The organism is Polaromonas sp. P1_F9 (assembly GCF_056405615.1).
The window spans coordinates 125,991-143,912 of sequence record NZ_JBFUBT010000004.1; the positions used below are offsets into that span (position 1 = coordinate 125,991).

Below are 17,922 nucleotides of genomic sequence, written 5' to 3' on the forward strand. Positions count from 1 at the left end.
AAAGGATTCACCATGAGCACCACAGACCCTACCCAGCAACGCATCGCCGAAATCGTCAAATCGAGCGATGTGGTCCTTTTCATGAAAGGCACGGCCCAATTCCCGATGTGCGGTTTTTCCGGCCGTGCCATCCAGGTGTTGAAGGCCTGCGGCGTGAACAAGCCCGCCACGGTGAACGTGCTGGAAGACGAGGAAATCCGCCACGGCATCAAGGAGTTCAGCAACTGGCCGACCATTCCACAGCTCTATGTGAAAGGCGAGTTCATCGGCGGCTCGGACATCATGATGGAGATGTACCAGAACGGCGAGCTGCAACAGGTGCTGGGAACCCCCACCACCAACTGAGCATTACAGGTAGCGACGCCCGCTTCGCACCGGCGCTGCCAGTGTGTCAGCGCGTGTAGCCCGTGCAGACGCCCGCATTCACTGCGCCCTTGCATTCGCGCTTGAGCCGGGCATCGCGCTGGCCGGCTGTCTCTGCGGATCCGGAGATGAATTTCACCTTGCCACCTGGAAGTGTCGCACCGGGCTGCGCGGCGGTCTTCCTGGTTTTTTTGGCCTTGGCGGGCTTTACCCCATCCTGGGCCGATTGAGCCTGCACATTACCGCCCAGCAGCGCCATGGCCAGGACGGCTGCCAGCGCATTGCAAAAATTCCTGTTCATACTTTTTCCTCCCTTTTTATTCTTTCGCAAACGCAGGTGACACCGCGTTTCGCCTCAAGCTTTATTGCAGCTTGGGGTCGCCAAATTGTTCATCATCCGGTGGCACATCAGCCGGCAGGCGGAACCCTTCGCTGGCCCAGGCGCCCAAGTCTATGTTCTTGCAACGCTCGCTGCAAAATGGGCGAAAAGGGTTGCTGGGAGCGTAAATGCTTTCACCGCCGCAGCCCGGGCAAACGACCCGTTTGAGAGGCGGGGAATCTTTTTTCATCGCAGGCATGTTTGTGGACAGGTCTGGGGATTGATCGAGTCTGTTGGCAAGTGCGCAGCAGGCCTTGGGTTCAGGAGCAAAGCGTCAACTCAAACTCGGAATCTTCCGTGCTGGCATGCAACCGGTCGTCACTGCCGTGACGCATGAGGCGCACCGACACAATCAGCCGGTTACCGCTGATTTCGGGAATCAGCCCCAGAGCCGGGTCTATCCGCAGGCGCAACAGCTGGAAGGTACGCCCCTGCGGCAACGTCTGCTGGTATTGCCCGCCAGGCGCCACCACTTTTTGAGGCGCCCCGGAGTCACGCAACAGCGTCAGCAGTACACGTATGGATTCGGCCAGCGGCACCAGCGGCGTGATCCAGCGCTGCAGGTCTTGCTTGCGTGTTTCGGTGTCCAGGTGTTGCCATGCATAGTAGGCCGGCAAATCAAACTCACAGGTCCCGCCCGGGATGCCGACACGGCTGCGAATGCTCATCAGCCAGTCGTTTTCCGTCAGGGAATGACCGGCTTTGCCCGGCAGGTTGTTCAAAGCGGAAAAACAGCCTTCAAGCTGGCCGGTCACCTCGTCAAGAACGGCCTCGGAAATGGCCGGGTTGCCACGGTAACCATTGAGGACATGTTTTTGTTTCTCAAGGTCCTTGAGCACGTCGGTCTTCAGGTCGGCCCGTGCACCCACGTCCATGATTTCAAAAATGGTCGTGATCGCGAAATGATGATCCGTCGGGCTCTCACGTTCCACCAGTTCGCCGAGACGGCGGAACAGGTGTTCAAGTCGCAAATACGTGCGTATGCGTTCGTGAAAAGGATACTCGTAAAGGATCACAGCGCTAGATTTCGTCGGCTTTGAATGAGGAGGTTTGTTTGCGCATCATAGCCCGAAGCGCTTGGCAAGCTGTCGGACCAGGGCTTCCAGGCTCGCCAGAGATAGGCCATCGTTATAAAGGCATATGTCAGCCGCAGACAGGCGCTGCGCGCGGCTTGCCTGGCCAGCCATGATTTTCTCCACCACCTCCCGTGGCCAGCCGTTTCGGGCCATCACGCGGTCAACCTGGGTCACCTCGCTGCAATCCACCACCAGAATCTGGTCAAGCTGTTGCCGCCACCGTCCCGACTCCACCAGCAACGGGACGTCAAAAATGACACAAGCACTGCCGCCTGCGACCGCCAGCTCATATTGGCGCAGGGTTTCCCGGCTTACCCAGGGATGCACGATGGACTCGAGCTTGCGCCGCGCAGATAGGTCATCAAAGACCAGCTTTCGCATCCGCTCCCTGTGCATGGCTCCTTCAGGGGTGATCAGGTTTGCACCGAACAACGCCACAATTTCCGGTACAGCCGCTCCGCCACTTGCCGTGACGGCGCGGGAAATGGCATCGGCATCCACCAACACCGCGCCCTGCGCAACCAAAATGCCGGCAACCGTACTTTTACCGCTGCCTATGCCACCGGTCAGTCCAATACGCAGGGCTGCACGGGACATGGCATCACAGGCCCACAAATCGCAAAATGGATTGCGGCCCAAAAATCATGGCCGTGAACCCCGCACCGGCCAGGAAAGGCCCAAAGGGCACATACCCGCCGTCACGCAAGCCCGTGGAGAACTTCAGCGCAATGCCTGTGACAGCACCAATCACCGAAGCCATCAGGATCATGGGAACCAGCGCAGGCCAGCCGAACCAGGCACCGAGTGCCGCGAAAAGCTTGAAGTCGCCATAGCCCATGCCTTCCTTGCCGGTGGCCAGTTTGAAGGCCCAGTACACCAGCCACAGAGACAGGTAGCCGGCAACTGCGCCCCACAAAGCCGTTGGCAGGTTAACCGACGGGTTCCACTGCAGGGCGGCGACGATCAGGCCGGCCCACAGCAAAGGCAAGGTGATATCGTCAGGCAGCAGGGTGGTGTCCCAATCGATCACCGCCAGGGCCAGCAGTGCGGCCGAAAAGCCACACCAGCCCAGAGCAGTCAGCGACCAACCCCAACGCCACACACAAAAGAAGAAAAGGGTGCCCGTCACCGCTTCGACGACGGGGTAGCGCATACCGTAGGGCGAGCCGCATACCGAACACTTGCCGCGCAGGAACACGTAACTGACCACCGGAATGTTCTCGTACCAGCGGATGGCATGGCCGCAGCTGGAGCACCGTGAACGTGGCACCAGCAGATTGAATTTGTCAGAAGGTTCTGCTGGATGCCCAGCCAGTTCCGCGCATTCCTGCGCCCACTGCCGCTCCATCATTTTGGGGAGGCGGTAAATCACAACATTCAGGAAACTGCCAATCAGCAGGCCCAGGATGGCGGCCAGCGACGCATCAAACGCCGGGCCCATACCCGTCTCCATCAAACGACTTGACCCAGCTTGAAGATGGGCAGGTACATCGATACCACGATGCCGCCAATAAGGGTACCCAGGAACACAATGATGATGGGCTCCATCAGGCTCGAAAGGCCGGCCACCATCTCGTCGACTTCCGCTTCATAGAAGTCAGCGGCCTTACCGAGCATGTGATCGACGGAGCCGGACTCCTCGCCGATGGCGCACATCTGCAACACCATGGTCGGGAACAGATTCGCATTGCCCATCGCGGCCGTCAGGCTGGTGCCCGTGGAGACTTCCTGCTGGATTTTCTCGGTGGCATCGGCATAGAGGGAATTGCCCGACGCTCCACCCACGGAATCCAGCGCTTCAACCAGTGGAACGCCGGCGGCAAACATGGTGGACAAGGTGCGGGTCCATCGGGCAATGCACGATTTTTCAATCAGGGAGCCAAAGACAGGCACCTTGAGCAAGGCTCTGTCCATGAATTTTTGCATTTTTTCGTTGCGCTTCCAGGCCTGGAAGAAAAAGTAGAGACCGCCACCGATGCCACCAAAAATGAGCCACCAATAGGCAACGAAAAATTCACTGACGGCTATCACGAACAGCGTCGGCGCCGGCAAATCAGCGCCAAAAGATTTAAAAACCTCCTTGAAAGCCGGGATCACAAAAATCATGATCACCGCGACCACCACAAAGGCCACAATCACCACCGAAATGGGGTACATCAGGGCTGACTTGATCTTCGATTTGATGGCTTCAGTTTTCTCCATGTAGACCGCAAGGCGGTCCAGCAGGGATTCCAGAATACCTGCAGCTTCACCGGCCTCGACCAGATTGCAATACAGCGCATTGAAATACATCGGGTATTTGCGAAAAGCCGCGCTTAGGGAGGTACCGGTTTCCACGTCAGTGCGCACATCGTTGAGAAGTTTGGTGACGCTGGCATTCGCATTGCCGCGACCCACAATATCAAAAGACTGCAAAAGCGGAACCCCCGCTTTCATCATCGTAGCCAGCTGGCGGGTAAAGATGGCGATGTCCCTCGGCTTGATCTTCTTGCCGGAGCGCATGCTGCGCTTCTTGATCTTGGTGGGCAAAACGCCCTGGCGGCGCAGGGAAGCCTTGACCTGATTTTCTCCGGCGGCCCGGGTTTCACCTCGAACCTGTTTGCCGCCGCGGTCCTTGCCCTCCCACTCGAAAACAAATTCCTTGACGCCTCTGGTGGATGCTGCAGTTGCCATGATGGTTTTCTCGTTTTATCGATGGCCCAAGCCACCTTTCGCTACAGACGCCGATTGATCAGCACTTTACGTGAGTAAATTTAAACATTCGTGCAACCCAAAACCTCCTCCAGAGAGGTCATTCCGAGTTTAACTTTTTGCAATCCGGACTGGCGCAGGCTTCTGACCCCTTCGAGTTCAGCCTGCGCGGCGATTTCAAGCGCACTTCCGTCGCGAAGGACAATACGCTGGATTTCTTCGGAAATCGGCATCACCTGATAAATACCGACACGACCCTTGTAACCATTTGTGCACATGGAGCACCCCACAGGCCGATACGGCGTCCATGAGCCGTCGACGTCATCCTCTTTGAACCCAGCCTCCAGCAATGTCTCGCGGGGGATATCCGCAGGGGACTTGCAGTTGGGGCAAAGCCGGCGGGCCAGGCGCTGGGCCGTGATCAGGATCACGCTGGAAGCAATATTAAAAGGAGCAATGCCCATGTTGCGCATACGCGTCAATGTGGTCGGCGCGTCGTTGGTGTGCAGCGTGGACATGACCATGTGCCCGGTCTGCGCGGCCTTGATGGCAATATCAGCCGTTTCAAGGTCACGAATCTCACCGACCATGATGATGTCCGGATCCTGGCGCAAAAAGGCCTTGAGCGCGACAGAAAAAGTCATGCCGGCCTTGTCATTCATGCTGACCTGGTTGACACCGGGCAACGTGATTTCGGCAGGGTCTTCAGCGGTGGCAATGTTGACGCCCGGCTTGTTCAGAATATTCAGGCAGGTGTACAACGACACGGTTTTACCGGAGCCCGTCGGCCCCGTCACCAGCACCATTCCATAGGGCCGCTGAATGGCGGCCATCAGACGCTCTTTTTCAATCGCCTCATACCCCAGCGCATCGATGCCCAGCTTGGCGCTGCTGGGATCCAGAATACGGATAACGATTTTTTCGCCATACATGGTCGGCAAGGTACTCACCCGGAAATCGATGACACGATCAGGACCGATCTTGAGCTTCATCTTGCCGTCTTGCGGCACGCGTTTTTCCGAGATATCCAGCTTGGAAATAACCTTGATACGCGCAGCGAGCTTTTCCTTGATAGCCACTGGCGGCGACGCGATTTCACGCAATTCGCCGTCCACCCGGAAGCGAACCCTGTAAGTATGTTCAAACGGCTCGAAGTGCAGATCGGAAGCACGCATGCTGAAAGCGTCGAGCAGCATCTTCTGGAGAAATTTGACAACCGGTGCGTCCTCAACTTCTGAGACACCCGCCACATCATCTTCCGCGGCGCCAGAATCCACACTTGTTTCATCAAACTCAAAGTCGTCACCGATGATGCTTTCCATCGCCTCGGAGGCGCTGGTATTGGACGTTTCCGACAGCTTGGACAACTTGTCGTATTCGGCGATGACCCAGTCGACCCCCATCTGGGTGGAAAACTTGATTTTTTCGGCCGCCTCCTGGTCGGAAGGGTCTGCCGTCGCAACAATCAGCCGGTTATTGCGCTTGCTCAGCACAACGATGCGATACGTTGCACAAATCTTGGTATCGAGCAGCCCCTTGGGCAGGCGCTGTATGTCTATGGCATCCAGGTCAAGCAAAGGCGCCGCAAAGGCGGTCGACATGGTGTGCGCAAGGTCAAATGCAGAAACCGCTCCGGAGCCTGTCAGTTCGGCGATGAAGCTGGTGCGCCCCGTTTGGGCTTTGCGAAAAATGTCTTCAGCGGCCTTTTGCCCCAGTTTCCCCGCAATCACCAGAGCTCGGCCCAGACCCGGCAATGCCATGGATGGCGGTTGGTTGATAGCGGTGTCGACAGCGGCCATGGGTTCTCTGGATAGGCTTAAATAGGTATCATCGCTTATAGATTACAAGGTGTAAATCGAAAACGCGCCAGAGGCCTGCCAGACGTTGGAAGTATGCGAAGAAACGCACAGATATGGCTAAGGCAGAAACATTCCTGGTCGGGGTGAGAGGATTCGAACCTCCGGCCTCTACGTCCCGAACGTAGCGCTCTACCAGGCTAAGCTACACCCCGATCCGGCAGCTGTCAGAAACGCCTCTCAAGCAATTGGGAGGCCAGCTGCACCAGGGCATTACTGTAAATGTTTTGGGGCAATGCCTGCAAGGCATCCAGTGCGCGCTGTGCCTCCACAGCTGCGGCATCCCTGGTGGCCTGAAGTGCCCCCGTCTGCTGCACGATGGCAATGATCTGCGCCATCTGGCCCGTGCCGCCAGTCTCGATCGCCTGCCGGATGGTCGTGCGTTCGGCCTCGGTACCTCGCTGCATGGCAATGATCAGCGGGAGTGTCGCCTTGCCTTCGCGCAAGTCGTCCCCCAGGTTTTTCCCCATTTCGGACACATCCCCGTCGTAGTCCAGCACGTCGTCGATCACCTGAAATGCGGTGCCCAGCGCCTGTCCGTAGTCCGCGCAGCTTTGCTCGATGGCTGGCGGCGCCTGGGCCAGCAAGGCCGCCAGACGGGCGCTGGCCTCGAACAGCTTGGCCGTCTTGGATCGGATCACCCGGAGGTAGCCCTCCTCCGACAGCGTCGCATCGTGCATGTTCATGAGCTGCAGCACCTCGCCCTCGGCGATCACGTTGGTTGCCTCGGCAAGTGTCTGCATGACACGCATATTGCCGGCTTCGACCATCATCTGGAACGCCCGGGAATAGAGGAAGTCACCCACCAGAACACTGGCAGGGTTGCCGAAGGCTTCGTTGGCGGTCGCCCGCCCGCGGCGCAAGGTGGACTCGTCCACCACATCGTCATGCAGAAGCGTCGCGGTATGGATGAACTCGACGACGGCGGCGAGGTTGTAGCGCTGAGCCTCTTTGTAGCCCAAAGCACCGCACATCAAAAGCAGCAGTGCCGGCCGCAACCGCTTGCCGCCGGCCGCGACGATGTACCGGGAGACCTGACTAACAAGGGGCACCTCGGACTTCAGGCGAAGCTCGATGACCGCGTCCATTCCCCGCATGTCGTCTGCAATCAGGGCGAGGGCTGCGGCGGTGCTTGAAGAATTGGCAGACAAAAGGCGGGTCCAGACGTAAGTTTGGGCAGATTATAGGAAGACCCCCGCCCGCCATACCCGGCCCAGCCCCTCATCCGGCCCGAAAAAGCCCGGAAAACAGGTGGCTGGCCAATTTTGGCCCGGCATGCTAGAATATTGGGCTCTGCGGAAATCCGTCTGCAGAACTCAATAAAGAGGTCTTACATGTACGCGGTCATAAAAACCGGTGGCAAACAATACAAAGTTGCTACTGGAGAAAAAATTAAAGTAGAACAGATTGCTGCGGACGTAGGCCAAGAGATCGTTATTGACCAGGTATTGGCTGTCGGCACCGGCAGCACAATCACGGTTGGTACGCCCTTGGTGTCCGGCGCCACTGTTACAGTCACTGTCCTTTCTCAGGGTAGGCACGACAAGGTTCGCATTTTCAAAATGCGCCGTCGCAAGCACTACCAAAAGCGTCAGGGCCACCGGCAAAACTACACGGAACTGCAAATCGGCGCCATCGCCGGCTAAGCAGGGACGTACCAGGAGTAACGAAAAATGGCACAGAAAAAAGGCGGCGGCTCTACGCGAAACGGGCGTGATTCACAGCCCAAAATGCTCGGCGTCAAGAAATTTGGCGGTGAAGTCATCAACGCAGGCAGCATCATCGTGCGCCAGCGCGGCACCAAGTTCCACCCAGGCGTCAATGTCGGCATCGGCAAAGACCACACGCTGTTTGCGCTGGTTGACGGCTCGGTCTCGTTTTCCGTCAAGGGTGCGCTGAACAAGCACACCGTGAATGTGACCCCGGCGTAAGCTGATCACTTCGATAAGTCACTTCGACTGAAACGAAGCCCCGACCTGTCGGGGCTTTTTTGTTTGTAAACTTGATCTCCGGCCCCTGACGCCCCCCTGTTTTAACCGCAGCACTCCATCATGAAATTTGTTGACGAAGCCTTTATTGACATTGCCGCCGGCGATGGCGGGAGTGGCTGCGTCTCCTTCAGCCATGAAAAATACAAGGAGTTCGGCGGCCCCAACGGCGGCGACGGCGGACGCGGCGGCCACGTGTATGCGGTGGCCGACATCAACCTGAACACCCTGGTCGACTTCCGGTTTTCACGCCGCCACGAGGCCCGTAACGGCCAGCACGGCATGGGTTCAGACATGTTCGGCGCCAAGGGCGACGACATCATCCTGAAAATGCCGGTCGGGACCATCCTGACTGACGGCGAAACCGGGGAAGTGCTGTACGAGCTGCTGGTCCCCGGTGAACAAGTGCTGATTGCCAAGGGCGGGGATGGCGGCTTCGGCAACCTGCGCTTCAAAAGCTCGACCAACCGCGCGCCACGCAGCAAGACACCCGGCTGGCCCGGCGAGCGCAAAAGCCTCAAGCTCGAACTCAAGGTGCTGGCCGACGTCGGCTTGCTGGGCATGCCCAATGCCGGCAAGTCCACCTTCATTTCGGCCGTGTCGAATGCGCGCCCGCGCATTGCAGACTACCCGTTCACCACCCTGCACCCCAACCTCGGCGTGGTACGCGTGGGCCCGGAACAAAGCTTCGTGGTGGCAGATCTTCCCGGCCTGATCGAGGGTGCTTCGGAAGGCGCCGGCCTGGGCCACCTGTTCCTCCGGCATCTGCAGCGCACCCGCCTGCTGTTGCATATTGTCGACATGGCGCCTTTCGATGAAGGCGTGGACCCGGTGGCGCAGGCCAAGGCCATTGTGGGCGAACTCAAAAAATACGATGAGGCGCTGTACGACAAGCCGCGCTGGCTCGTCCTCAACAAGCTCGACATGGTGGACAAGGACAAACGTGCCGCGCTGGTGAAGGACTTCGTCAAGCGCTTCAAGTTCAAGGGCCCCGTCTTCGAAATCTCGGCCCTGACGCGCGAGGGTTGCGAGCAGCTGGTCAAAACCATTTACCAGCATGTGAAGAGCGTCCAGAAAAGCGAACAGCCGGTGGAAGAGGTTGATCCGCGATTTGCCGAACTGCCGCCGGAATCCCCGTAACGGCCTTTCCCCGCTGATTTCCGGGCAAACGCCGCCGGCGCTTGCTATATAAATGATAGCTGCTTGCGCTCACTCTGATTGGTCTAGCGCCCTAAAATATACTTAAATGCAAGAACAAACCGGCTCCCTGGTCCTGCGCAACGCCAAACGCATCGTGGTGAAGGTTGGCTCCAGCCTGGTCACCAATGAGGGGCGCGGACTGGACGTCGTGGCGATCGGCCAGTGGTGCGAGCAGCTGGCAGCCCTCGTGAAGGACGGCCGGGAGGTCATCATGGTCAGCAGCGGCGCGATTGCCGAGGGCATGAAACGCCTGGGCTGGGCGACGCGACCCAAGGCCATCCATGAGCAGCAGGCCGCCGCCGCCGTCGGGCAAATGGGCCTGGTGCAGGTCTATGAAACCAAGCTGCGCGAAAACGGCCTTGCCAGTGCTCAGGTGCTGCTGACTCATGCCGACCTGGCTGACCGCGAACGCTACATCAACGCACGCTCTACCCTGCTGACCTTGCTGCAGCTCGGCGTGGTGCCGGTGATCAATGAAAATGACACGGTAGTCACCGACGAGATCAAGTTCGGCGACAACGACACCCTGGGTGCGTTGGTCGCCAACCTGGTGGACGCTGATGCACTGGTCATCCTGACCGACCAGAAAGGCCTTTACAGCGCCGACCCGCGCAAAGACCCCGGCGCTCGCTTTATTCACGAAGCCAAGGCCGGCGACGCAGCGCTGGAGGCCATGGCGGGAGGCGCCGGCTCCAGCATCGGCAAGGGCGGCATGATCACCAAGATCCTGGCCGCCAAACGCGCCGCGGGCTCAGGTGCATCGACAGTTATCGCCTGGGGCCGCGAGCCGCAAGCGCTGGTCCGGCTGACCCGGGGCGAGCCCATTGGCACGCTGCTGGTGGCGCAAACCCAGAAGATGCAGGCACGCAAACAATGGATGGCCGATCACCTGCAAATGCGGGGCTCAGTGACTGTGGACGCAGGTGCCGTGGGCAAGGTGCGCGATGAGGGGAAAAGCCTGCTGCCCATCGGCATGACGGCCGTTCAGGGGGAGTTTTCACGCGGCGATGTCATCGCCATCAGGGATCCCGGAGGCGCCGAGATCGCGCGCGGCCTGGCCAATTACTCAAGCGCCGAAGCCCGCATGATCTGCCGCAAGGCATCGTCAGAGTTCGAGAAACTGCTGGGCTACACGGGCGAGCCCGAGATGGTTCACCGCACCAACCTGGTATTGACCCGCTAGGCTTTGCCGGCTGCGGCCCTGCTTCCTGCGCCCTATTCCCGGGTCCTGAAATTCGGGTTCTTCAGCCGCGACACCATCAGATCCACTGTTTGCGCAGGTGCCGCGCTGTCGCAGGCGCCGGCCCTTGCCAAACGAAAGGCATGCTTGGACGGCATATTGCCGAACACTGACTTCCATTCGGGATTGCTGACGTTGGTCCATTTGCCGTCCGAATAACGGGCATAGGTCTTGAATTCACCTGTGCTGCAGCGTATGCCTTCGTACATCACATTGCGCGCACCGCTGGCATTCGAGGCCACGATCACGTAGCGCACGACGCTGTCCTGGCTCGAAATCTGAATGGTCGCCGGGTCCACGCCGTATACCAGTTGGGAATTGGGCGACACCTCAAACGTGACGAGTTTGGTGAGGTCGAAGGCCGGCGGCGCCGAGACGCTGTCTTCTTTCCACTCGGGGTCTTCCATCGGGGTCTGGGCCCATGACGTAAAGCTGATCCCCAGCAAAAGCGTGGCGGCCACAAGGGCGGGTTTGAGATTCATGGTTTGGTCGGTTGGCTGTTCGCATCCAGGCTGGTCTGCGGATCGGGTTCAAAAGTGGCGCCGGGCGGCAATTCAAAAGACGCTCCCAGCCGTGTCAGTGGTGCATGAAAGGGCTCGCCAGCGGGTGCAAAACCGCCCTCGCCGGCCTGGCCCGCGTGGTCACGCTGATGCAAGCCCCCGCGCAAATATCGGTTGCGGTGGTCGGGGCGTTGCTCGAAACGCGCGTCCGTTCGCGGAACGAACCGCGACAGCTCGGTCAGGGCCATTTCGTACACGCCGCGCTTGAACTCGACCACCACGTCCAGCGGCACCCAGTAGTCGTTCCAGCGCCAGGCATCGAACTCCGGATGGTCTGTGGCGCGCAGGTTCAAGTCCCAGTCGTGGCCGACCAGTTGCAGCAGGAACCAGATTTGTTTCTGGCCTTTGTAATGTCCGCGCGCATCGCGGCGGATGAACCGGTCAGGCACCTCATAGCGCAACCAGTCTCGGGTTCGGGCCAGCACACTCACATGCTGCGGCAACAGCCCCACTTCTTCATGCAACTCGCGGTACATGGCCTGCTCGGGATTTTCGCCCCGGTCAATGCCACCCTGCGGAAATTGCCACGAGTGGGTACGGATACGTTTGCCCCAAAATACCTGACTTCTCTGGTTGAGCAAGATGATGCCGACGTTGGGCCTAAAGCCGTCCCGGTCAAGCATAATCAAACCTCAATTTTTTAAACTGAGTCCATTATGCACAGCGAAGGCCCCAGCGCCAAGCGCACGGCGGGCTGCAGCACCCCTTTCCCGTTCCCTTTTCGTTCCTTTTTCGACTCTTTTCCATCCTTTTTTCCAACCCCGGAATCCCCGAAAACCGCCCATGAAAGCCTCCCAGTTCTTTATTTCCACCCTCAAGGAAGCGCCTGCCGACGCGGAAGTCGTCAGCCACCAGCTCATGATGCGGGCCGGCATGATCAAGAAACTGGGCGCCGGCGTGTACAACTACATGCCGATGGGCCTGCGCGTGATCCGCAAGGTCGAGGCCATCGTGCGCGAGGAAATGAACCGCGCCGGCGCGATCGAAATGACCATGCCGGTGATCCAGCCGGCCGAGCTCTGGCAGGAAACCGGCCGCTTTGAAAAAATGGGCCCCGAGCTGCTGCGCATCAAGGACCGCCACGGCCGCGACTTTGTCGTCCAGCCGACCAGCGAGGAAGTCGTCACCGATGTGATGCGCCAGGACATCAAGAGCTACAAGCAGCTGCCCAAAAACCTGTACCAGATCCAGACCAAGTTCCGCGACGAGCGCCGGCCGCGCTTCGGCCTGATGCGCGGACGCGAGTTCATCATGAAGGACGCCTACAGCTTTGACCGCGACCAGGCCAGCGCCAAGGCCAGCTACCAGGTCATGGCAGCGGCCTACCGCAAGATTTTTGATCGCTTTGGCCTCACCTACCGCGCCGTCGCGGCAGACAGCGGCGCCATCGGCGGCGACCTCAGCGAAGAGTTCCAGGTGATCGCCGCCACCGGCGAAGACGCCATCGTGTATTGCCCCGGCAGCGACTACGCGGCCAACATGGAAAAAGCCGAATCGCTGGCGCCCCAGGGCGCGCGCAAGGTAGCCTCCCAGGCACTGACCAAAACCGCCACGCCCGGCAAAGCCACCTGCGCCGACGTGGCGGAGCTGCTGGGCATCCCGCTCGCTTCCACCGTCAAGTCGCTGGTACTGGCCACCGACCAGATGGATGAAACCGGCAAGATCGTCAAGACGCAGGTCTGGCTGCTGCTGCTGCGCGGCGACCACGACATGAACGAGGTCAAGGTTGGCAAGGTGCCGGGCCTGGCGGACTTCCGCTTTGCCACCCTGCCCGAAATTGAAGACCATTTCGGCTGCAAGCCCGGCTACCTCGGCCCGCTCAACCTGAAGAAGCCCGTCAAGCTGGTGGTGGACCGCGAAGTCGCGGCCATGGCCGACTGGGTGTGCGGCGCCAACGAAGTGGACTTTCACACCACCGGCGTCAACTGGGGCCGCGACCTGCCCGAGCCCGAACTGGTGGCCGACATCCGCAACGTGGTCGCGGGCGACCCTTCGCCCGACGGCAAGGGTGCGCTGGTGATTGAGCGCGGCATCGAGGTCGGCCACGTCTTTTACCTCGGCACCAAATACAGCCAGGCCATGAACGCCACCTTCCTCGGTGAAAACGGCAAGCCCCAATTCCTGGAAATGGGTTGCTACGGCATCGGCATCACGCGCCTGCCGGCCGCCGCCATTGAGCAGAACCACGACGAGCGCGGCATCATCTGGCCCGACGCGATTGCGCCCTTCACCGTGGTGCTGTGCCCCATCAGCCCCGACCGCTTTCCCGAAGTCGAAGCGGCCGCCAACAAGCTTTACGCAGAACTGCTCGCAGCCGGTGTGGACGTGATCCTGGACGACCGCGGTGAACGCCCCGGCGCCATGTTTGCCGACTGGGAACTGATTGGCGTGCCGCACCGCGTCACCATCGGCGACCGCGGCCTGAAAGACGGCCAGCTCGAATACCAGCACCGGCGCGATGCAGCTTCCAGCAAGATCGACGTTGCCGGCGCCTTTGATTTCCTCAAGGGAAAGCTGGCGCTTTGACGCTCCAATGGTTTCCGTGCGCTCATTGACCCTGTCCGCATCCGAAGCTGCCGCCCAGGCCAGGGCGCAGGGGATTTCCAGGCGAAGCTGCCTGCAGGCCCTGCCCATCGCCCTCAGCCCACTGCTGCTGGCGCAGCAGGCGCATGCCGGCGCGCAGGTTGAAGAGCCGCTGATCGACTCGGTACGCACCGCGCTGAGTTCGGCGATTGCCAACCAGGCGCCGCCCGTGCCCGAGTTCAAGGACACCGAAAGCCGGCTCGCCTACCTGCGCTGGCTGGGCGCCATGAGCGAACGGCTGAAGAAGAAAAAACCCGAGTGGCAGATCCGCAAGGAGTTTTTGCAGACCGTCTGGTACGAAAGCCGCCGTGCCGGGCTGGACACCACGCTGGTGCTGGGCCTGATCCAGGTGGAAAGCAATTTCCGCAAGTTCGCCGTGAGCAACGTCGGCGCGCGCGGCTACATGCAGGTCATGCCTTTCTGGACGCGCGTGATCGGCGACGGCGACCCGTCCAAGCTCTTTCACATGCAGACCAACCTGCGCTTTGGCTGCGTGATCCTGCGCCACTACCTGGACCGCGAACGCGGCGACCTCTTCATGGGCCTGGGCCGCTACAACGGATCGCGGGGCAAGTCGCCTTATCCCAATGCCGTGATGGGGGCCAGCAAAGCCTGGGAGTTCTAGGCACACCCCCATCGGGGCTCACTGCGTGTAGCCCCTTTCCCCCTTGCAGGGGGCGGCGCCTGCGGCCCGGCAAAGCCGGTTCCGCGGTGCCATCGGCACACCCCCGTTCAGGCTCACTGCGTGTAGCCTGCTCCCCCCCTTGCAGGGGGCGGCGCCTGCGGCCTGGCAAAGCCAGTTCCGCGGCCCCAGCTTGATACAGCATGGCGCTATCAATTCAATAGCTACTCGCGCACGTCCCTATTGGGCTGAGGTCCGATTTAATGCCTGAAAACAAGGTTTTGACGATGTTTTACGGCCAATACAACGAGTCCTGAAGGCATTTTGGTCTCTAAAAGGGGATTTTTGGCCTCTTTTTACCCATGAATAGTGCCCATAGCCCAATGCTGTCGGGCGCGATCAGCTATAAATTTAATAGCGACCGGCTGCCTTGCCAGCAGGGGCCGCGGATCTTGCTCTGCCAGTCCGCAGGCGCCGCCCCTGGAAGGGGGAAGGCGCTACACGCAGTGAGCGTTCGACGGGGTGAACTTAGTTTTCGGCTTTGCCGGCCTGGAGGCGCCGCCCCCTGCAAGGGGGGAGCAGGCTACACGAAGTGAGCCTGAACGGGGGTGTTCTATTTTTCGGCGGCAAACCAGTCCAGCACGGGCACCGTGCCCGGCAGCACTGGTTGCACCGTTACCGGCAGGTTTTGCCAGGCAAAGGACTGGCCTTCGTGCATGTGGAGCTCGCCGGTCCAGTCGAAGACCTTGCAGAAATTGAGGCGGACCAGCGCGTGCGGATAGTCGACCATTTCGACTTTCCAGGGCTGGGCGGCGCCTATGGTGACGCCGATTTCTTCCTGCAGCTCGCGGCGCAAGGCTTCTTCGACGGTTTCACCGGCTTCGAGCTTGCCGCCGGGGAATTCCCAATAACCTTCGTAGACCTTGCCGGGCGGGCGTGAGGTCAGCAGGAAATCGCCATCCGGCCGGATCAGCACGCCGACGGCCACGTCGACCACCTTGCGGTCCACACCGCCCTCGCGCGGGCGCTCGCCGTCAGCGACCAGCACGCTCATGTCGAATGGTCTGGAGCTTGGTCAGATGGGGCCGTCGCCGCCGCGCCCGGCCGCTCATACGCCGCGATGGGCGCAGCCGCCACAGGTCGGCTGGCGCTGTCGCGGCCGGCGTAGTCGCGGGCGAACTGGTAGGCCACGCGGCCGCTGCGCGAGCCGCGCTCCAGCGCCCAGACCAGCGATGCGGGCCTCGCGGCCGCAATTGCGTCAGGGCCCACGCCGAAGGACGACAGCCACTGCGCGACGATGGTCAGGTATTCGTCCTGGGTGAAGGGGTAAAAACTGACCCACAGGCCAAAACGCTCGGACAGCGAAATCTTTTCCTCGACCACCTCACCAGGATGCACCTCACCATCGTCGCCGTGCGTATAGGTGAGGTTTTCCGTCATGTACTCGGGCAGCAGGTGGCGCCGGTTGCTGGTCGCGTAGATCAGCACGTTGGGCGTAGCCGCTGCCACGGACCCATCGAGGATGGACTTGAGCGCCTTGTAGCCGGGCTCGCCTTCTTCAAAACTCAGGTCGTCGCAGAAGACGATGAATTTTTCGGGTAGCCCGGACACCACGTCAACGATGTCCGGCAGGTCGGTGAGGTCGGCCTTGTCGACCTCGATCAGCCGCAGGCCACGCGCCGAGTATTCATTGAGGCAGGCCTTGATCAGCGAAGACTTGCCGGTGCCGCGGGCGCCGGTCAGCAGCACGTTGTTGGCGGGCTTGCCGCTGACAAACTGCTCGGTGTTGCGCCGGATCTTTTCCTTCTGGTCCTCGATTTCCTTGAGGTCGCCCAGGCTCATGTTGCCGATGTGGCGCACCGGCTCCAGCGAGCCGTGGCCGGAGCTGCGCTTGCGGTAGCGGTAGGCAATCGAAGCGCTCCAGTCGGGTGCAGTGAGCGGTTGCGGCAGCACGGATTCAATCCGCGCCATCAGGGACTCGACGCGCTCTATCAATCGCTCAAACTTGTCGTTCACAGGCCCTTCCCTTCGCAGGCCACCGCGGAACCGGCTTTGCCGGGCCGCTGGTGGCGCCCCCTTGAGGGGGAGGCGCCGAAGGCGCTTCGGGAGTGTTTCATGATCTGTAATCGGCGTTGATCTTGACGTAGTCGTAAGAGAGATCGCAGGTCCAGACCGTGTCGGCTGCATTGCCCCGGCCCAGCACCACACGCACAGTGATCTCGCTCTGCTTCATCACGCGCTGGCCGTCAGCTTCCACGTAGCCGGGGTGGCGGCCGCCGTTTTTGGCGACCAGCACATCGTCCAGGTACAGATCGATTTTTGTCTGGTCCAGGTCGTCGATGCCGGCATAACCGACGGCCGCCAGGATACGGCCGAGGTTGGGATCACTGGCGAAGAAGGCGGTTTTCACCAGCGGCGAATGCGCAATGGCGTAGGCGACCTTGCGACACTCTTCGCCGGTCTTGCCGCCTTCGACCTGGATGGTCATGAATTTGGTCGCGCCTTCACCGTCGCGCACGATGGCTTGGGCCAGCTTGCGGGCAATGTCCAGCATGGCGGCGCGCAGCGCCTTGCCCTCCGCGCTGTCCAGCGAGGTGATGGGCGGGTGCTTCGCCTTGTTGGTGGCCATCACGACGAACGAGTCATTGGTCGAGGTGTCGCCGTCGACCGTCACACGGTTGAAGGAGCCCTCAGCCAGCTCCGTGGCCAGTTGCGTCATGAGCGGCTGGGCAACACAGGCATCCGTCGCCATGAAGCCGAGCATGGTGGCCATGTTGGGCCGGATCATGCCGGCACCTTTGCTGATGCCGGTGATGGTGATGTCGGCGCCCGCAATCTTGACGCGCGCGGAGAAAGCCTTGGCGACGGTATCCGTCGTCATGATGGCTTCGGCGGCGTTGCCCCAGTTGTCGGCCTTGGCGGCTTCCAGCGCGGCCGGCAGGCCCGCCGCGATGCGGTCGTTGGGTAGCGGCTCCATGATGACGCCGGTGGAAAACGGCAGGATCTGCTCGGGCGCAATATCCAGCAGACGGGCCAGTGCGATACAGCTGGCGTGCGCGCGGCTCAGGCCGTCGTCACCGGTGCCGGCGTTGGCATTGCCGGTGTTGATGAGCATGGCGCGTATGCCGGCTGTTTTGCCGTCATTTTTGGCCAGATGCTCACGGCAGATCTGCACGGGCGCAGCACAAAAGCGGTTTTGCGTGAAGACGGCCCCGACCGAGGCGCCCTCGTCGAGCAGCAACACCGACAGGTCTTTGCGATTGGCCTTGCGGATGCCCGCTTCGGTAATTCCCCAGCGCACGCCGGGCACAGGGTAAAGGTCTGCAGCGGGCGTGGCAACCAGATTGACGGGCATGTTCCAGGA

Annotated in this window: 20 protein-coding genes and 1 tRNA gene; 7 read left to right on the forward strand and 14 right to left on the reverse strand. The window is 60.6% G+C overall.

The window, feature by feature from the left end:
• The first annotated feature begins 12 nt into the window (after positions 1–12).
• Entirely contained in the window at positions 13–345 is a 333-nt protein-coding gene (grxD, locus tag AC1DYR_RS12110) for a Grx4 family monothiol glutaredoxin (protein WP_457279670.1), read from the forward strand.
• A 46-nt stretch (positions 346–391) separates the two neighbouring features.
• Here grxD and AC1DYR_RS12115 read toward each other — a convergent pair whose 3' ends face one another.
• The 9 genes from AC1DYR_RS12115 to AC1DYR_RS12155 all read right to left on the reverse strand — a co-directional run bounded on the left by AC1DYR_RS12115 (position 392) and on the right by AC1DYR_RS12155 (position 7,516).
• Positions 392–664 (reverse strand): hypothetical protein, encoded by a 273-nt coding sequence (locus tag AC1DYR_RS12115; RefSeq protein WP_477705317.1) that lies wholly within the window; start codon positions 662–664, stop codon positions 392–394.
• A 61-nt stretch (positions 665–725) separates the two neighbouring features.
• Positions 726–932, reverse strand: a complete 207-nt coding sequence (locus AC1DYR_RS12120; protein WP_477649824.1) for a DNA gyrase inhibitor YacG — start codon at positions 930–932, stop codon at positions 726–728.
• 70 nt (positions 933–1,002) lie between these two features.
• The gene (gene zapD, locus AC1DYR_RS12125) at positions 1,003–1,758 is read right to left on the reverse strand and encodes a cell division protein ZapD (RefSeq protein ID WP_477705318.1); all 756 of its coding nucleotides are present in this window, start codon (positions 1,756–1,758) and stop codon (positions 1,003–1,005) included.
• Positions 1,759–1,803: 45 nt separating this feature from the next.
• A complete protein-coding gene (gene coaE / locus AC1DYR_RS12130) occupies positions 1,804–2,415 on the reverse strand; it encodes a dephospho-CoA kinase (RefSeq protein ID WP_477705319.1) in 612 nt (203 codons plus the stop codon).
• Positions 2,416–2,419: 4 nt separating this feature from the next.
• A complete protein-coding gene (locus AC1DYR_RS12135; protein WP_477705320.1) occupies positions 2,420–3,259 on the reverse strand; it encodes a prepilin peptidase in 840 nt (279 codons plus the stop codon).
• A gap of 11 nt (positions 3,260–3,270) precedes the next feature.
• Positions 3,271–4,491: a type II secretion system F family protein gene (locus tag AC1DYR_RS12140; RefSeq protein ID WP_477705321.1), complete on the reverse strand. Its 1,221-nt coding sequence runs from the start codon at positions 4,489–4,491 to the stop codon at positions 3,271–3,273.
• 80 nt (positions 4,492–4,571) lie between these two features.
• On the reverse strand, positions 4,572–6,308 hold the full coding sequence (gene pilB / locus AC1DYR_RS12145; RefSeq protein ID WP_477705322.1) for a type IV-A pilus assembly ATPase PilB: 1,737 nt from the start codon (positions 6,306–6,308) through the stop codon (positions 4,572–4,574).
• A gap of 135 nt (positions 6,309–6,443) precedes the next feature.
• Positions 6,444–6,520: transfer RNA gene (locus tag AC1DYR_RS12150), tRNA-Pro, on the reverse strand.
• 12 nt (positions 6,521–6,532) lie between these two features.
• The gene (locus AC1DYR_RS12155) at positions 6,533–7,516 is read right to left on the reverse strand and encodes a polyprenyl synthetase family protein (protein ID WP_477705323.1); all 984 of its coding nucleotides are present in this window, start codon (positions 7,514–7,516) and stop codon (positions 6,533–6,535) included.
• A gap of 183 nt (positions 7,517–7,699) precedes the next feature.
• On the opposite strand from AC1DYR_RS12155, the gene rplU reads away from it, so the two are divergent.
• From rplU to proB, 4 genes are all read left to right on the forward strand, one after another.
• Positions 7,700–8,011, forward strand: coding sequence for a 50S ribosomal protein L21 (gene rplU, locus AC1DYR_RS12160; protein WP_122955355.1), 312 nt, complete (start codon positions 7,700–7,702; stop codon positions 8,009–8,011).
• Between the two features lie 27 nt (positions 8,012–8,038).
• Positions 8,039–8,296, forward strand: coding sequence for a 50S ribosomal protein L27 (rpmA, locus tag AC1DYR_RS12165; RefSeq protein WP_122955354.1), 258 nt, complete (start codon positions 8,039–8,041; stop codon positions 8,294–8,296).
• A gap of 120 nt (positions 8,297–8,416) precedes the next feature.
• On the forward strand, positions 8,417–9,493 hold the full coding sequence (gene cgtA, locus AC1DYR_RS12170; RefSeq protein WP_477649123.1) for an Obg family GTPase CgtA: 1,077 nt from the start codon (positions 8,417–8,419) through the stop codon (positions 9,491–9,493).
• 106 nt (positions 9,494–9,599) lie between these two features.
• Positions 9,600–10,736: a glutamate 5-kinase gene (proB, locus tag AC1DYR_RS12175; RefSeq protein ID WP_477705324.1), complete on the forward strand. Its 1,137-nt coding sequence runs from the start codon at positions 9,600–9,602 to the stop codon at positions 10,734–10,736.
• A gap of 32 nt (positions 10,737–10,768) precedes the next feature.
• Here the strand turns inward: proB and AC1DYR_RS12180 are convergent, their stop codons facing one another.
• Positions 10,769–11,275, reverse strand: coding sequence for a CNP1-like family protein (locus tag AC1DYR_RS12180; RefSeq protein ID WP_477705325.1), 507 nt, complete (start codon positions 11,273–11,275; stop codon positions 10,769–10,771).
• Entirely contained in the window at positions 11,272–11,976 is a 705-nt protein-coding gene (locus AC1DYR_RS12185; RefSeq protein WP_477705326.1) for an RNA pyrophosphohydrolase, read from the reverse strand. The genes AC1DYR_RS12180 and AC1DYR_RS12185 overlap by 4 nt, the downstream gene beginning before the upstream one ends.
• A gap of 160 nt (positions 11,977–12,136) precedes the next feature.
• Here AC1DYR_RS12185 and AC1DYR_RS12190 point away from each other — a divergent pair, with 160 nt between their 5' ends.
• Together AC1DYR_RS12190 and AC1DYR_RS12195 are read left to right on the forward strand one after the other, a co-directional pair.
• Positions 12,137–13,879 carry a proline--tRNA ligase gene (locus AC1DYR_RS12190; RefSeq protein ID WP_477705327.1) on the forward strand — a complete coding sequence of 581 codons (1,743 nt, stop codon included), beginning with the start codon at positions 12,137–12,139 and terminating at the stop codon, positions 13,877–13,879.
• A gap of 7 nt (positions 13,880–13,886) precedes the next feature.
• Positions 13,887–14,561: a lytic transglycosylase domain-containing protein gene (locus AC1DYR_RS12195; protein ID WP_477686061.1), complete on the forward strand. Its 675-nt coding sequence runs from the start codon at positions 13,887–13,889 to the stop codon at positions 14,559–14,561.
• Between the two features lie 610 nt (positions 14,562–15,171).
• On the opposite strand, the gene AC1DYR_RS12200 is transcribed toward AC1DYR_RS12195, so the two are convergent.
• From AC1DYR_RS12200 to argJ, 3 genes are all read right to left on the reverse strand, one after another.
• Positions 15,172–15,612 (reverse strand): NUDIX domain-containing protein, encoded by a 441-nt coding sequence (locus AC1DYR_RS12200; protein WP_477690023.1) that lies wholly within the window; start codon positions 15,610–15,612, stop codon positions 15,172–15,174.
• A complete protein-coding gene (locus AC1DYR_RS12205) occupies positions 15,609–16,574 on the reverse strand; it encodes an ATP-binding protein (protein WP_477705328.1) in 966 nt (321 codons plus the stop codon). Before AC1DYR_RS12205 ends, AC1DYR_RS12200 begins: the two co-directional genes overlap by 4 nt.
• A gap of 97 nt (positions 16,575–16,671) precedes the next feature.
• Entirely contained in the window at positions 16,672–17,913 is a 1,242-nt protein-coding gene (gene argJ, locus AC1DYR_RS12210; RefSeq protein ID WP_477705329.1) for a bifunctional glutamate N-acetyltransferase/amino-acid acetyltransferase ArgJ, read from the reverse strand.
• Between the last annotated feature and the right edge of the window lie 9 nt (positions 17,914–17,922).